The organism is Caulobacter vibrioides OR37 (genome assembly GCF_000372645.1).
Classification (GTDB): Bacteria; Pseudomonadota; Alphaproteobacteria; order Caulobacterales; family Caulobacteraceae; genus Caulobacter; species Caulobacter vibrioides_E.
Genome location: NZ_APMP01000018.1, coordinates 1 through 15,255 on the forward strand (window position 1 = coordinate 1; position 15,255 = coordinate 15,255).

15 protein-coding genes and 1 pseudogene are annotated in these 15,255 nt (G+C 68.3%); 6 read left to right on the forward strand and 10 right to left on the reverse strand.

Annotated features, from left to right (window positions below; genetic code table 11):
* Positions 1-137 precede the first annotated feature (137 nt).
* Positions 138-887 (forward strand): DUF72 domain-containing protein, encoded by a 750-nt coding sequence (locus OR37_RS13450; protein ID WP_004620767.1) that lies wholly within the window; start codon positions 138-140, stop codon positions 885-887.
* 165 nt (positions 888-1,052) lie between these two features.
* On the opposite strand, the gene OR37_RS13455 is transcribed toward OR37_RS13450, so the two are convergent.
* Complete coding sequence (locus OR37_RS13455; protein WP_004620768.1) at positions 1,053-2,054, reverse strand: dipeptide epimerase; 1,002 nt, start codon at positions 2,052-2,054, stop codon at positions 1,053-1,055.
* A gap of 46 nt (positions 2,055-2,100) precedes the next feature.
* A complete protein-coding gene (gene didA, locus OR37_RS13460; protein WP_004620771.1) occupies positions 2,101-2,307 on the reverse strand; it encodes a DNA damage-induced SOS-independent cell division inhibitor A in 207 nt (68 codons plus the stop codon).
* Between the two features lie 115 nt (positions 2,308-2,422).
* Between didA and OR37_RS13465 the strand changes: the two genes are divergently transcribed.
* A complete protein-coding gene (locus OR37_RS13465; RefSeq protein ID WP_004620774.1) occupies positions 2,423-2,731 on the forward strand; it encodes a polyhydroxyalkanoic acid system family protein in 309 nt (102 codons plus the stop codon).
* Positions 2,732-2,790: 59 nt separating this feature from the next.
* Here the strand turns inward: OR37_RS13465 and OR37_RS13470 are convergent, their stop codons facing one another.
* A complete protein-coding gene (locus OR37_RS13470) occupies positions 2,791-3,201 on the reverse strand; it encodes a DUF983 domain-containing protein (protein WP_004620776.1) in 411 nt (136 codons plus the stop codon).
* Positions 3,202-3,251: 50 nt separating this feature from the next.
* Here OR37_RS13470 and OR37_RS13475 point away from each other — a divergent pair, with 50 nt between their 5' ends.
* Entirely contained in the window at positions 3,252-4,616 is a 1,365-nt protein-coding gene (locus OR37_RS13475) for an aminotransferase-like domain-containing protein (protein WP_165570617.1), read from the forward strand.
* Here OR37_RS13475 and OR37_RS13480 read toward each other — a convergent pair.
* Positions 4,613-4,804 (reverse strand): hypothetical protein, encoded by a 192-nt coding sequence (locus tag OR37_RS13480; RefSeq protein ID WP_004620779.1) that lies wholly within the window; start codon positions 4,802-4,804, stop codon positions 4,613-4,615. The two genes, OR37_RS13475 and OR37_RS13480, sit on opposite strands and share 4 nt — an antisense overlap.
* Positions 4,805-4,936: 132 nt before the next feature.
* On the opposite strand from OR37_RS13480, the gene OR37_RS13485 reads away from it, so the two are divergent.
* Both OR37_RS13485 and OR37_RS13490 read left to right on the forward strand, forming a co-directional pair.
* On the forward strand, positions 4,937-6,568 hold the full coding sequence (locus tag OR37_RS13485; protein WP_004620782.1) for a phytoene desaturase family protein: 1,632 nt from the start codon (positions 4,937-4,939) through the stop codon (positions 6,566-6,568).
* Between the two features lie 157 nt (positions 6,569-6,725).
* Positions 6,726-7,868 (forward strand): aromatic ring-hydroxylating oxygenase subunit alpha, encoded by a 1,143-nt coding sequence (locus OR37_RS13490; protein ID WP_004620784.1) that lies wholly within the window; start codon positions 6,726-6,728, stop codon positions 7,866-7,868.
* 59 nt (positions 7,869-7,927) lie between these two features.
* Here OR37_RS13490 and OR37_RS22165 read toward each other — a convergent pair.
* A pseudogene (locus tag OR37_RS22165) lies at positions 7,928-8,014 on the reverse strand (hypothetical protein); the annotation flags it as partial.
* On the opposite strand from OR37_RS22165, the gene OR37_RS13495 reads away from it, so the two are divergent.
* On the forward strand, positions 7,987-8,598 hold the full coding sequence (locus OR37_RS13495) for a TetR/AcrR family transcriptional regulator (protein WP_035017416.1): 612 nt from the start codon (positions 7,987-7,989) through the stop codon (positions 8,596-8,598). The pseudogene OR37_RS22165 and the gene OR37_RS13495 overlap by 28 nt on opposite strands.
* 8 nt (positions 8,599-8,606) lie before the next feature.
* On the opposite strand, the gene OR37_RS13500 is transcribed toward OR37_RS13495, so the two are convergent.
* From OR37_RS13500 to OR37_RS13520, 5 genes are all read right to left on the reverse strand, one after another.
* Positions 8,607-8,843, reverse strand: a complete 237-nt coding sequence (locus OR37_RS13500) for a hypothetical protein (protein WP_004620787.1) — start codon at positions 8,841-8,843, stop codon at positions 8,607-8,609.
* 164 nt (positions 8,844-9,007) lie between these two features.
* A complete protein-coding gene (locus OR37_RS20785; protein WP_004620789.1) occupies positions 9,008-10,012 on the reverse strand; it encodes an alpha/beta fold hydrolase in 1,005 nt (334 codons plus the stop codon).
* A 135-nt stretch (positions 10,013-10,147) separates the two neighbouring features.
* The gene (locus OR37_RS13510; protein ID WP_004620792.1) at positions 10,148-11,434 is read right to left on the reverse strand and encodes a metal-dependent hydrolase family protein; all 1,287 of its coding nucleotides are present in this window, start codon (positions 11,432-11,434) and stop codon (positions 10,148-10,150) included.
* Entirely contained in the window at positions 11,431-12,753 is a 1,323-nt protein-coding gene (locus OR37_RS13515) for an amino acid permease (RefSeq protein WP_004620794.1), read from the reverse strand. Before OR37_RS13515 ends, OR37_RS13510 begins: the two co-directional genes overlap by 4 nt.
* A 71-nt stretch (positions 12,754-12,824) precedes the next feature.
* Positions 12,825-15,215 carry a TonB-dependent receptor gene (locus tag OR37_RS13520; RefSeq protein ID WP_004620796.1) on the reverse strand — a complete coding sequence of 797 codons (2,391 nt, stop codon included), beginning with the start codon at positions 15,213-15,215 and terminating at the stop codon, positions 12,825-12,827.
* Positions 15,216-15,255 lie beyond the last annotated feature (40 nt).

Consider the following 15,255-nt stretch of genomic DNA (forward strand, 5'->3'; position numbering starts at 1 on the left):
ACGAGTAGACTCCCCACCCACATCGCGGGGGAGGTGTCACGATGCGTCAGCATCGTGACGGAGGGGGCGCTATTGCCTCTCGACGCCCCGCGAAACCTCGCCTAACTTTCGCGAGAACATCAAGGGAACATCCACGCATGGGCAAGATCCGAACCGGCATCGGCGGCTGGACGTTCGAGCCTTGGCGCGGGACGTTCTATCCCGAGGATCTCAAGCAGAAGGACGAGCTGAAATACGCCGCGTCAAAGCTGACCAGCATCGAGATCAACGGCACCTACTATTCGACCTTCAAGCCCAACAGCTGGCAGAAGTGGCGCGACGAGACGCCCGACGACTTCGTGTTTTCGGTCAAGGCCAGCCGGTTCTGCACCAACCGCCGGGTGCTGTCGGAGAACAACGACTCGCTCGAGAAATTCCTGTCCCAGGGCCTTGAAGAGCTGGGCCCCAAGCTTGGCCCGATCAACTGGCAGTTCATGGCGACGAAGAAGTTCGATCCGGCGGACTTCGAGGGATTCCTGAAATTACTGCCGAAGGACCTAAAGGGCCTGCGGTTGCGCCACGCGCTGGAGGTTCGCAGCCCGACCTTCGCCTGCCAGGAATTCTATGACCTGGCCGCCAAGTACGGCGCGGCCATCGTCTACGCGGTCGACGACGAGGAGCCGACCTGGCCCTGCATCGACCAGCCGACCGCCGACTTCACCTATGCAAGGCTGATGTCGAGCAAGGCCGACGAACCCACGGGCATGAGCTCGGAGGAGCTGGACGGGGTGGTGACGCAGGCCCGGACCTGGGCCGAACGCGGCGATGTGTTCGCCTACTTCATCGCCGGCGCGAAGGTGCGAAACCCGGCGGCGGCGATGGCGCTGATCGAGAAGCTGGGAAGGTAGGCGCGGTCCTATTCCTCCTCCCCCTTTGGGGGAGGTGGATCGATGCGAATACGCATCGAGACGAAGGGGGTCCGCTCAGCGGTTCTGAATAGCGCCCCCTCCACCGGCGTTCGCCGGTCCCCCTCCCCAAAAAGGGGGAGGAAAAAAGAAGCGTAACGTGGGGCCCTACAGCCACAGCCCCTCGGCTGGCGCCGCGTCGCCCCAAAAGCCCGGTCGCGGCGGCGTGATCCGGCCGCGCGCCACGCGCAGGCCGCCCGGGTGGTCGATCGCCAGCCACCAGGGGCCGTCCAGGTCCGCGAAGTCGCTCGCGCCCGCCAGATGCAGGGCCGGGGCGACGCCGAGCGACGAGGCGACCATGCAGCCGGTCATCAGCTGGAAGCCCAGGGCCTTGGCCGCGCGCAGCATCGACACCGCCTCGGTCAGGCCGCCGGTCTTGTCGAGCTTGAGGTTCACCGCCTGGTAGCGGCCGCGCAGCGCCGCCAGGTCGCCGCCGACATGCACCGACTCGTCGGCGCAGATCGTGAACGGCGGGTCCCAGCCCTCCAGCGCCTGGTCGGCGTCGGCCGGCAGCGGCTGTTCGACCAGGGCGATCGGCAGGTCGGCCAGCAGAGGCTTCAGGTCCTTGAGGATCGCGAAGGTCCAGCCCTCGTTCGGATCGACGATGAAGCGCGAGTCCGTCGCCGCCGCGGCGACGGCGCGCAGGCGCGCGGCGGGGTCCTCGGCCGACAGCTTGATCTTGATCAGCGGCGCGTCGGCGACGGCGCGAGCGGCCTGCCCCATCGCCTCGGGCGTATCCAGGCTGACGGTCACGGCGGTGACCAGGGCGGGCGGAATCGGCAAGCCCGTGGCGCTCGCGACGCTGACGCCGGTGCGACGGGCGTTCAGATCCCACAGCGCCAGATCCAGAGCGTTGCGGGCCGCGCCGGCGGGCAGGGCGTCGCGGGCGGCCTCGACGTCCGCGCTGGCTAAGGCCGGCGCCAGTTGGGTCAGCACGCTCTTGACGGTCTCGCCATAGCGGCCATAGGGCACGCTCTCGCCCCGTCCGACGACACCGTCGGCCGAGGCCGTCACCTCGACCACGTCGGCGGTCGTCTTGACCCCGCGCGAGATGCGGAACGGGGCCTTCAGCGGGTGGGAGACCGGGCGGGCGGAAACGACGATCGGCATGGGACAGGCATGGCGCCGTTCGCGGCGTCCGACCAGCCCTCCGCGCTCACCAGCCCCAACGGCGGGGGATCGGCGAGTCGGCGCGGCGCTCGGCCATCACCTTCAGCGCCAGGGGTCGGTCGACGACGAACAGGGCCAGCCAGACCAGCAGCACGCCGGCATAGTGGATCGCGCCCAGGACGCCGCCCGGACGGCCCGGACGGGTGAAACGGCGTCGCGCGGCGAAGGGCTGGGTCATGGCGAAGTCGGTCATGTCGGCGTCCTCATCTGATGAGGCGACCTTGGCCTTCGCATACGCCAAATTCGGACGTATAGAACCACGGCCGTCGCGGCCGCGTTTCGTCGGGACAGCGCTTCAGGAGGATTCCATGGCCAAGACCGTCAGCATCAACATCTCCCACCGCCTGGGCGCGGCCGAAGCCCGCCGCCGGCTGGAAGAGGGTCTGGCGCAGCTGGCCGGACAGATCCCCGGCGGCGACGCCAGCCGCTTCACCCAGAGCTGGGCCGGCGACGTGCTGAACTTCTCTGCCGTGGCCATGGGCCAGACCATTACCGGCGTCGTCCAGGTGCTGGACGATCACGCGCGTCTGGACCTGTCCCTGCCGGGCCTGCTGGGGATGGCGGCCGGCAAGATCAAGGACGAACTGAACCGTCGCGGACAGGCGCTGCTGACCTGAAGCCCGTCTGGTTTGGATCGAACCGTCCAAACCCGATAAGCAGGCTTTAAATCCAACCGTCAGAGCCGCCGGGGGTCGTAGTCGTGGCGACCCAGGCTCTCGAAGCGGCCTTCCTCGGCCTTGTTGATATATTGCGAGGCGACCAGCCAGGCCTTCACCGGACGCAGCGTCGCCAAGCAGCCGATGATCAGGGCCGGGAAGGTGGTGACGAAGTGCACCCAGACCGGCGGCTGGTACATGATCTCCACCCAGGCGAAGACGGCCGTGACAACGATGCCGACGCCGCTCATCACGAAGAAGGCCGGGCCGTCGGCCGGGTCGGCGAAGCCATAGTCCAGGCCGCAACGGTCGCATTTCGGCGCCAGCTTCAGGAAGCCCGCGTACAGCTTGCCCTCGCCGCAGCGCGGGCAGCAGCATTTCAGGCCCGCCTGAATGGGCGTCGGCGAGTCATAGATGTCTTGGTCGGCCATCGGAGGCCCCTTCCTACAATCGCGTTATTGATCCATACATTACGCGAATAATGTATGGATCTCCTTGGATGCCCGCAACTCAGGGATCACCGAATCCGGCCGCCGCGTGGCTGCGCCGCGTCGCCAGCGCCGATGGTCCCGCCTATCGCCGGATCGCCGCCGCCCTGGAGGCCGCCGTGGCCGAGGGCGAGCTGCAGGCCGGCGATCAGATCCCAGCCCAGCGCGAGGTCGCCCGTCTTGTCGGAATCGACTTCACCACCGTCACCCGCGCCTACGCCCTGGCCCGCGAGCGCGGCCTGATCGAGGGCGCGGCCGGACGGGGCACCTTCATCCGCGCCCGCACCGGCGAGGACGAGGCGGGCCTGGTGGATCTGTCAATGAACCTGCCTCCGCCGCCGGCCGGGCTGAACCTGGCCGCCCTGCTGCGCGAGACGACCGGCGCGATCCTGGCCCGCACCGACCCGGCGACGCTGATGGCCTATCACCCCGGCGCGGGCTCGCTGGCCCAGCGTCAGGCCGGCGCGGCCTGGCTAGCGCCCGTGCTCGGCGAGGTCGATCCCGGCCGGGTCATCGTCACCAGCGGCGCCCAGACGGCCCTGTCGGCCCTGCTCGACCACCTGGCCGCGCCAGGCGAGACGATCATCGCCGAGGCCTTCGCCTATCCGGGCCTGCTGGCCACCGCCGCACGGCGGGGACTGAAGGTCGTGGCCTGCCCGCTGGACGACGAGGGCCTGTCGCCGGACGCGCTGGCGCGGCTGATCGCGGAGCATCATCCGCGCCTCGTGTGCTGCACCCCGACCTTTCAGAACCCGACGGCGGCGACCATGAGCCGCTCGCGACGTCAGGCGATCGTCGAGGTCGCCCGCCGGGCCGGGGTGATGATCGTCGAGGACGACGCCTACGGCCTGCTGCCCTTGGAGCCGCTTCCCGCCCTGGCCAGCCTGTGGCCCGAGGGCGTGTTCCATGCCGCGACCACCGCCAAGGCGCTCTCGCCCGGCCTGCGCCTGGCCTATATCGTCGCCCCGCCCGGACGGGCCGAGGGCGCGGCGGAGACCCTGCACGCGGTCGCCCAGATGCCCGCGCCGCTGATGGCGGCGGTGGCGACCAGTTGGATCCGCGAGGGCGTGGCCGGCCGCGTGCTCGCGGGCGTGCGCGACGAGGCGATGGCGCGCCGGGCGCTGGCGGCCGAACTGTTGCCGACGGCGGCGGGCGGATCCGAGAGCCTGCACGTCTGGCTGCCGGGCGCGAAGGCCGACGCCGGCGCCAAGGAACGCGGCCTGGCCCTGGTCGGCGCCGACGCCTTCCGGGCGCCTGGGGCGGCGGGCGAAGGTCTGCGCATCTCGCTGGGCGCGGCGAGCAAGCGAGAGACGCTGGCGCGGGGCCTGCGCGCCCTGGCCGGACTGGCGAGCTCTTAGTCCTCGCCCTCCTCCTCGCCGCCTTCCTCGCCGCCCATGGCGTTCTCGAGGCTGTCGATGATGTCGTCCATCTGCTCGGGCGTGATCGAGACATGGATCGACTCGCCGCCGATCGCCGAGACGAGCAGGCGATAGCCGTCCTCGGTCTCCCGCAGGCTGAACGACTGGAGCGGCAGGAGCTTGGCCATGGCGGGGTCCTTCCCGGAAAGAGGAGGCGCTGATCTAGAACCGCCGACGCGCGAGTTCAACGCGGATCGCGGCCTCTTGCTTATTATACGATCGTATAGCAACACTTCTCGCCGCATTCGGGGAGAGACAGCATGGCCGACACCACCAGCCGCGACGCCGTGATCATCGGCGGGGGACATAACGGCCTCGTCTGCGCCTTCTATCTGGCCAAGTCGGGGATGCGGGTCACGGTCTGCGAGGCGCGCGGCGTGGTCGGCGGGGCGGCGGTGACCGAGGAATTCCACCCTGGTTTCCGCAACTCGGTGGCCAGCTACACGGTTAGCCTGCTGAACCCGCGCGTCATCGCCGACATGGGGCTGCGCGACTACGGCCTGACGTTTCTGGAGCGGCCGATCTCGAACTTCCTGCCGATCAGCGACGACAAGTATCTGAAGCTGGGCGGCGGGCTGGAGCGCACCCAGGAGCAGTTCCGCAAGTATAGCCGCCGCGACGCCGAGGTGCTGCCGGCCTATTACGCGATGCTGGACGAGATCGGCGACATCCTGCGCGACTTCGCCCAGGAGACGCCGCCGAACCTGGGCGACGGCCTGCCCGGCCTGCTGCGCGCCCTGCGCCAGGGCGGACGTCTGGCCGGGCTCTCCCGCGAGAGGAAGCGCGACCTCCTGGACCTGTTCACCAAGAGCGCCCGCGACGTGCTGGACGGCTGGTTCGAAAGCGACGCGGTCAAGGCGGCGTTCGGCTTCGACGCCGTGGTCGGCAATTTCGCCAGCCCTGACACGCCCGGCTCGGCCTATGTGCTGCTGCACCACACCTTTGGCGAGGTGAACGGCAAGAAGGGCGCCTGGGGCCACGCGGTCGGCGGCATGGGGGCGATCACCCAGGCCATGGCCAAGGCCTGCGAGGCGGCCGGGGTCGAAATCCTGCTGAACGCCCCGGTCGAGGCGGTGCATGTGGACGGCAAGAAGGCGGTCGGCGTACAGCTGGTCGACGGTCGCCAGGTCATGGCCCCGATCGTCAGCGCCAACGTCAATCCGGCCCTGCTTTACAAGAAGCTGGTCCCGCCCTCGGCCCTGACCGCCGACTTCCGCAAGGCCGTCGATGGCTACAAGAACGGTTCGGGCACCTTCCGGATGAACGTGGCGCTGTCGGAACTGCCGTCGTTCACCTGCCTGCTCGGCAAGGACGCGGCCGAGCACCACCAGTCGGGGATCGTCATCGCTCCCAGCCTCGACTACATGGACGCGGCCTATCGCGACGCCAAGGCGGGCGGCATGAGCAAGGCGCCGATCGTCGAGATGCTGATCCCCTCGACCATCGACACCACCCTGGCCCCGCCCGGACAGCACGTCGCCAGCCTGTTCTGCCAGCAGTTCGCGCCGACCCTGCCGGACGCCCGGTCGTGGGACGACGAGCGCGAGGCCGCGGCCGACCTGATCATCGACACCGTCGAGCGTTGGGCCCCGGGCTTCAAGGCCTCGGTGCTGGGCCGCGTAATCCTCTCGCCGCTGGACCTGGAGCGAAAGTTCGGTCTGATCGGCGGCGACATCATGCATGGCCACATGTCGCTGGATCAGCTGTGGGCCACGCGCCCGTTCCTGGGCCACGCCAGCCACCGCGCGCCGCTCAAGGGCCTCTACATGTGCGGGGCCGGCACGCACCCCGGCGGCGGTGTGTCGGGCAATCCCGGCCGCAACGCCGCGCGCGAGATCCTGCGCGACAGGGATTTCGCGACGGCGGTGAAGCTGTCGGCGGCGGGACGGTGATCAGGCTCATGCCCCCTTCCCCCTTGATGGGGGAAGGGTTGGGGATGGGGGTGGCCGCCGAGCCGGCCGCGCTCCATCCGGAACCCGTGTCACCCCCACCCCTGCCCCTCCCCCATCCAAGGGGGAGGGAGAGCGCTTTCATCGGAGGCTCTCCGCGATGACCGCCATCCCCAACCACGACCCCCTCGCTGACTGGGGTCTCCCCGGCTGGATCTACGGCTCCGAGCGCTTCTTCAAGGAAGAGCAGGACAAGATCTTCCGCCCGTCGTGGCAGATCGTCTGCCATCTGAACGACATCCCCAAGGCCGGCGACTTCCAGACGTTCGAGTTCGTCGGCGAAAGCCTGGTCGTGGTACGGGGCAAGGACGGCGGGGCGCGGGCCTTCGCCAATGTCTGCCGCCACCGGGGCGCGCGGCTGCTGGACGGGCCGGCGGGCCGTTGCGGCGGCCGGATCGTCTGCCCCTACCACGCCTGGACCTATGATCTGGACGGCCGACTGATCGGCGTGCCGATGCGCGATGACTATCCGGCGCTGGACATGGCCAAGGAGGGCCTGGCCCGGATCGAGACCGAGATCTGGCGCGGCTTCGTCTTCGCGCGGATCGAGGGGGACGGCCCGTCGGTCGCCGCCATGATGGCCCCCTACGAGGACGAGGTCGCCCACTACCGCTTCGAGGAGCTGCGGCCGTTCGGCCGCGTCACCCTGCGGCCGCGCGACGTCAACTGGAAGAACATCAGCGACAACTATTCGGACGGCCTGCACATTCCGGTGGCCCATCCCGGCCTGACCCGGCTGTTTGGCAAGGGCTATGGCGTCGAGGCCCAGACCTTCGTCGACAAGATGTGGGGCCAGCTGATCGACGAGCCATCCGACAGCCCGTCCGAGCGGCTCTATCAGGACCTGCTGCCCGACGTCGAACACCTGCCCGCCGACCGCAAGCGGCTGTGGACCTATTTCAAGCTCTGGCCGAACTTCGCCTTCGACATCTATCCGGACCAGGTGGACTTCATGCAGTTCATCCCGGTCTCGGCCACCCAGACGATGATCCGCGAGATCGCCTACGCCCTGCCCGACGACCGCCGCGAGATGAAGGCGGCGCGGTATCTGAACTGGCGCATCAACCGCCAGGTCAACGCCGAGGACACCGAGCTGGTGGCCCGCGTCCAGCAGGGCATGGCCTCGCGGACCTTCACCGCCGGGCCGCTGGCGACCAGCGAGGTGTCTTTGAGGAGCTTCGGCCGCAAGATGCGGGCCCTGATCCCGGAGAGCCGCCTGGCGCGGCCGCCGGAGGGATGGTGAGGGTCGCCAAGCGCCCCCTCCGTCTCGCTGCGTATCCGCAGCGATCCACCTCCCCCGTTTCACGGGTGAGGATGGCGGTTCTCCTCCCCCGCCAAGCGGGGGAGGTGGCGCGGCGCGGATACGCGGCGTGACGGAGGGGGCGTCCCGTCGCGCCGCCTTCACCCGCGAGGCGCCCGACGTGCGTCGCCAGGCCCTCGTCGCCGCCGCCGAGACCGTGCTGGCGCGGGAGGGAGTCGGGGGAACCAGCGTGCGCGCCATCTGCGCCGAGGCCGGCGTCTCTCCCGGCCTGCTGCGCCATTATTTCGCGGGCGTCGACGACCTGATCGCCGCGGCCTACGAGGCGGTCGGTCAACGAATCGACGCCGCCCTGGACGCGGCGCTGGAGACCGCCGGGCCGCTGCCGCGCGACCGCCTGCTGGCCTATCTGGCCGCCAGCTTCGCGCCGCCAGTGCTGGACGAGCGCCTGCTGGCGGCCTGGATCGGCTTCTGGAGCCTGGTGAAGACCAAGCCGCGCATGGCCGAGATCCACGCCGCCTCCTACGCGGATTTCCGCGCGCGGCTGGAGACCCTGCTGGCGGAGGCAGGCGCGACCGACACGCGCGCGGCGGCCATCGCCCTGACGGCGACGGTCGATGGTCTATGGCTGGAACTCTGCCTGGACCCGCGCACCTTCGGTCCCGAGGCGGCGCGGGCGATCCTGGAGCGGACCATTCGGTCCTGGCTGGCTTAAAGGCCTAGTTAAGCAACGGCCAGGCTGGCCGTCCGATTGCGAGCCCACGACGGCGTGCGCGCTTCGGGCTCGTCCACATGAACCTCGGCCTTGCGGCCCTGAACGCGCATGTGGCGGGCCAGCAGCTGAGCCAGGGCCTCGGCTTCATGCTGCGAGGAATAGGAGCCGATCAGCTCGGCCGAGTCGTTCCAGGTCACATGCCACACCCCGGCGACCGGGCGGACGTAATAGTGGTTCTCGGTCATGGCGACCTCCTTGGACGACGTTCAACATGCACCTAAGCGCGCGGGTGTGACAGTTGTTTCGCCCCCGCACAACGAAAATGCGCTGCGCCGCACAATGCATGAACTGGGCCAGCCGACAACGCGCTTGCCTTTACGCTGGAAGACCCGCGCCGCGACCTGAAGCCTTATCGAGAAGCTCCCGCTGACGCTTCGGCGACGACCTTGCGGATCGCAGCCAAGACGGGCCCTGGCTGGTTGGCTTGCATGTAGTGGTTGGAGTTCGGAACGGTGATGTTCTCGCCTCGGCTAGACCGCGCCGCCAAGGCCGCGTGTCCTCGCTTGAGAACCGCCTCGACCGATTGGTTAAAGGCTTCGGAGGCGCGTGGCGTGGGTGGAAACTCGGTCCGCGTCAGCACCGCCAAGGGCAGATCGCCCCAGGTCTTCCGAGGTCCCTTGTCCTCGTCGATATGGCCGTATTCGGAGGCGATCGTCTCCCATCGTTCGGGTCTCTGGAAGACCGGCAGCATCCGCGCGGCCTCGTCGCGCGTGTAGTAGGGAAGCTTCGCGGCGAAGCAGCCCTGCGTGGCCTCCAGTGTGATCTCGTGGCTACGCGCCTTGGCCGCGCAGTTCGACCACTTCGCGTAGACCTTGGTCCGCAGCCCATCGAAGAACGTTTGGTCGGCGGCGGACAGGCCCAGGTCGTCTTGGCCATAGAACCCTGGATCGACCAGCACCATGCCAGCGACATCGGCTGGGAACCGCTCGTAGTAGTATGGCGCGTAGCGGCCGCCGATCGAATGGCCGATCAGCACCACCGGCCTGCGCTCTCCGGCCTTGCGCAACAGAGCGTGCAGATCATCGGTGACGTTGCGCGGCGTTCGAGGCTGATCGGAGGCGGGGCTCTGGCCATAGCCCGCGCGGTCATAGAAACATGTGCGGTTGGTCTTGCTGAGCTCGACCTGAATATGCTGCCAGTCAAGGATCGTCCCGCCCAAGGCCTGTTCGAAGACCAAGGTCGGCGCTCCCTTGCCCATGCAGACCATATTCAGCTTCCGACCGCCGCCGATGTCGATCAGATGTTTGTCCAGCAACTCCGGGCTGCCGGCCGACATCTTCGGCGGCGCCTGGGCCAACGATACGGACGGCGACAGGCAAGCCGTCACCAGCAGGGCGATACAAAAAACGCGCATGACTCCCCCCGAACAACCTCCAGTGAGGCTTCACCGGGGAAACGGCAATTCGGTGGCGGCTCCAAGGCAAAGATTCGCCGTCGGGTCGGCGACCGGCGCGATCAGCCCGGGGTCCGCGCTCGCGGACGAGCGGTGTTAAGGCTCGTCCTTCACCACCGCCCCGCCCTTCATGACCTTCGGCACCTTGAGCAGCGACGCGATGTCCGTGGTCGGATCGACGGGCACGGCGATCAGGTCGGCGTAGCAGCCGGCGGCGTCGCAGCCGACCTGGCCGGTCTTGCTCATCAGCTCGGCCGCCACGGTGGTCGCCGACTGGATCGCCTGCATGGGCGTCATGCCGTACTTGACCATATAGGGCAGCTGGCGGGCGTTGAGGCCGTGCGGAAAGACGCCGGCGTCGGTGCCGAAGGCGATCTTGACCCCGACCTTGACGGCCTTGCGGAAGCCCTCGCGCTGGGTCTCGGTGGTCTCGTAGTTCTTGCGCAGGGTCTCGGCGGGCCAGCCGTGGGCCTTGCCGTATTCGTCGATCCAGTCGCCGTCATAGATGTCGGCGACCAGGAACACGCCCTTGGCCTTCATCATGGCGATGGCTTCGTCGTCCATCAGGGAGCCGTGCTCGATCGAGCGAACCCCGGCCCGCATCGCCGCCTTCATGCCCTCGGCGCCGTGGGCGTGGGCGGTGGCGTAGGTCCCCCGCTTGGCCGCCTCCTGGACGGCGGCGCGCATCTCGTCCTCGGTCAGCTCCAGCTGGCCGGGCTCGGTGCCGACGGTCAGAACGGCGCCGGTGGCGATCAGCTTCAGGAAGTCGGCGTGATGGGCCAGGATGTTGGCCGCCTTGCGATGGGCGTCGGCGGCGTCCTCGACCACGCCGGCCCGCATCTCGTCGGGCAGCTTGACGTCGTCGGCGATGCCGGTGACCTCGCCGCCGCCGCCCGGGATGGTGATATAGGCGCCGGCCACCGACATGCGCGGGCCGGGCACCAGGCCGTTGTTGATCGCGTCGCGCAGGGCCACGTCGCCGAACGCCCGCCAGGTGCCGACGTCGCGCACGCTGGTGAAGCCGGCCATCAGGGTCTTGCGGGCGTGGTCGGCGGCGATGAACGACTGATAGGCGGCCGTGGTCAGCAGCGGCTCGGCGATGTTCTCGGTCTGCTCCTGGTCGACCAGATGGGTGTGCATGTCGATCAGACCGGGCAGAACCGTCAGCTTGCTCCAGTCGGTCACCTTCCCGTCCTTGGGCGCGCCCTTCCACGGAGCGACCGAGACGATCTTCTCGCCCTCGATGCGGATCAACTGATCGGTCAGCACCTTGCCGGCCTGAGGGTCGATCAGCTTGCCGGCGTGGACATAGGACACCTGGGCGCTGGCGGCGGCCGGGATCAGGGCCGCGATCGCGGCGGCGGCGAGGAAGCGTGTGGTCATGCGAGGGTCTCCGGCGCGACCTTGGCGGCGCGGGTCATGAACAGATAGACGGGCAGGCCGGCGACCAGCAGCACCAGCCCCCACAGGGTGGGCGACCAGCCGGCGCCGTAGAAGGTCCAGGCCGAATAGAGCGCGGCGAGGGACGCGATCACGGTCAGGGCGCGGTCGGCCGCCATCTTCTTGCTGGCCTGCAGACGCAGCACGGCCAGCGAGCAGGCCAGATAGGCGAACAGGGTGGCGGCGGTCGCGAGCAAGGCCATGAAGGTGAAGGCGTCGGCCAGCGACTTGGCGTAGTTCATCGCCACCAGCACCGTGCACAGTCCGCTGGACACCAGATGGGCGCGGACCGGCACGCCGCGCTTGGAAAGCTTGCCGAACCAGGCCGGAAAGACCCCATCGTGGGCCATGGCGGCGGGCATCTCGCCCTGGATCAGAACCCAGCCGTTCAAGGCCCCGAGGGCGCTGATCGACGCGAAGGCGGCCAGCGGCGCGCGCAGGTCGCCCAGGCCGTGATAGGCCATGAAGTCGGCCAGCGGCGCGTTGGAGGCCTTCAGCACCGCGACGGGGGTCAGCAGCAGGACGCCGGCGGACACCAGGACATAGATCGCCCCGGTGAAGGCGGTTCCGACCAGGGTGGCGCGCGGAATGGTGCGGGCCGGATCGGTGATCTTGTCGGCCGGAATGCTGGCCGTCTCGATGCCCAGCAGCGCCCACAGGGTCAGAGACGCGGCGGCCGTGATCCCGCCGCCCGACAGGGTCGAGGCCTGGAACGGCGCGACGACGCCGGCGCCCTTGGTCAGCAGCACGTGCAGCGCCAAACCCGCCACGGCGACCAGGGGGACCAGTTTCAGCACCGTGGTCACCACCTGGGTCCAGCCGGCCGAGCGCGCGCCCAGGGCGTTGATGGCCGTGGCCAGCCAGACGACCGCGATGGTGGTCAAGGCCGCCAGCCCCGGCGTGCTGGCCAAGCCCGGAATGAAGACGCTGGCGTAGCTGACGGCCGCGATGGCCACGGCGGCGTTGGCGACCCAGACCGAGATCCAGTACGACCAGGCGATCAGGAAGCCCGGCGCCTTGCCAAACGCCTCCTCTGTATAGGCGAAGGGCCCGCCGGCGCGCGGAAAGGCCCGCGACAGGCGCGAGAAGACATAGGCCAGGCAGAGGGTTCCGGCGATGGTCAGCCCCCAGCCGATCATGGCGTTCCAGCCATAGGGCGCCAGGGCGCTCGGCAGCATGAAGACGCCCGAGCCGATCGTGTTGCCGACCACCAGGGCCGTGCACATCCACAGGCCCAGGGGCCTGCTCGCGGACACCTTCATGGCCTTCCCCCCCTTACGCAACGCAAAAGGGGCGGCCCCGAAGAGGCCGCCCCTCGCTCAATGGACGCGAACTAGAACTTCTTCCCGACCTTGACCCCGATGGTCCGGGGCTGGTTCGGGACGATGTAGTACTGCGTGCCGCAGGTGGCGATCGCGCACTCGGCATAGCGGTTCAGGCTGGCGCGCTTGTCGAAGGCGTTCTTCAGATAGATCGACATCGACACGCCATCCTTGTCGATCCCGGCCGAGAAGTCGGCCGTCGTGTAGCCCTTCTGCTTGCCGATGACGCCGCGCTCGTAGAGGCGCAGATCGGTCCAGTCGCTGGTCTGGGTGACCGCGGCCCCCTGCACGAAGGCGTTCCAGTCGGCGAGGTCGAACTCGTAGCGCGCCGTCAGGTTGGCCTTGAACTTCGGCGTCACCGGCAAGGCGGTGCCCGACGGCGCCTGGGGCTTGGCGCAGTTGGTGATCGGATTGCCGGCGCTGTCGGTCACGCCGCAGTAGTTGGTCGACAGCTTGGCGTCGGTATAGGCGGCCGAGGCGTTAATCGTCAGGCCGTGGACCGGAACCCAGGTGACGTCGCTTTCCACGCCCTTGATCCGGGCCTGGTTGGCGTTCTTGATCTCGGTGAGGCCGTTGGCGCCCAGGAACGAGAACTGGAAGTTTTGCCAGTCCTCCAGGAAGATCGCGCCGTTCCAGCGGAAGGTGTTGCCGAACCAGCTGGTCTTCCACCCCGCCTCGTAGTTCTTCAGATAGTCGGCGTGGTAGGGCGGCAGGGTCGAGCGGCGGTTGATGCCGCCGGGCCGGAAGCCCTTGGAATAGGTGGCGTAGATCAGCTTGTCGCCGTCGAACTTGTAGGTCAGCGTCACCTTCGGCGAGTTGCCGCTTTCCTTCACCCCCTTGTCCAGGTTGATGCAGGGCGCGTCGGCGACCTGGATCGTCGAGGCGAAGCACGCCTTCTCGCCGGTCGAGCCGTAGCCCGCGCCGTAGCCGAAGAAGCCGGCCAGGGTGTTGTGCGCCTTGAAGAACCGGATGCCGCCGGTCAGCATCAGCTTGTCGGTGATGTCGTACTCGGCCTGGCCGAACACCGCTTCGTCGCGGTCGACGCGATCCTGCGCGGTCAGCCAGATCGTCCCCGGATGTCCCGGCACCGAGATCGTGCTGCCCAGTCCGTCGATCTTGTAGTTCTGCAGGATGTGGTGCTGCTGCTTCTGGTAGAAGGCGCCGGCCACCAGGCGGAACCGCTTGTCATGCGGCGTCGCGATGCGGATTTCGTGGCTTTCCTTGCGGTAGCGGTCCTTGCCCTGGATGTACTGCGACGGCGTGACGAGGTTGCCGGCGTTGTCGGTCCAGGAGAAGCCCGACCCCATCTGGTCGTAGAAGTACGAGTAGTCGGTGTAGTCCTGGTTGGTCTCGTCGTGCCGCTTCAGGTACGAACCCGAATAGGTGACGTCCAGATTGGCGATCTGACCCTCGATGGTCAGGGCCGCCTGCACCCAGCTGTCCTTGCTGCTTTCCGGGAAGAAGTGGGACAGCTTCAGGTCGCCGACCTTGGGGTCGAAGGCGAACAGGCCGCCGGTCTTGGTGGTCTGGCCCATGACCTGGGGCGTGATCACCCAGTTGTTGTCCAGATCGACGCGCAGAGCGGCCCGGCCGCCTTGGGTGTAGACGGTGTTGTAGTTGTTCTGGACGCGGTTCTTGTTGTTGATCGTCACGTCGTTGGTCGGATCGTTATCGCCGCGCGTGTAGGTCCGAGTGCCGTAGACGTTGTCGATGTAGCCGCCTTCCTTCTCGTCCCAGCCGACCAGGCGCACGGCGACCTTGTCGGACAGCGGGATGTTGACGAAGCCTTCGACCACGTCGCCCGTGCCGCCATGGTCGATCTTGTTGAGCTCGACATCGACCCCGGCCGCGAAGCCGGCGGTCGAGGGCTTGTTGGTGATGATCCGCAGGGTGCCCGCTTGCGAGCTGGCGCCGTACAGCGTGCCTTGAGGACCGGCCAGGGCCTCGACCCGGGCGATGTCGTAGACGTGGATGTCCAGCGCGCCCTGGATCGTGGTGACCGGCTGTTCGTCCAGATAGACGCCGACGCTGGGCAGCGAGCCGGAGTGGTTGCCGTCGCCGCCGCTGGCGACGCCGCGCATATAGACTTGGCCAAAGCCCGGACCGCTGGTCGTGAAGGACACGCTGGGCAGGTACTTCACATAGTCGACGAACGAACCGACTTGCAGTTGCTCCAGCTTCTGCTGGCCCAGCGCCTGGATGCTGACCGGAACGTCCTGCAGGTTTTCCGAACGCTTCTGGGCCGTGACCACCACCTCTTCCAGCGCGGTCGCGGGCTGGGCGCCGGACGGCGCCTTGGCCGTCTGGGCCTGGGCGTGCGCGACGCCGGCGAGCATGGACGTGGCCAACAGGGCGGCCGAATAGGCCCCCGCCTTCTTTAATCCAACCGATCCCAACGACATACAGTCGGTCCCCTTACGGTTCTAATCGGTCGACGTTCGA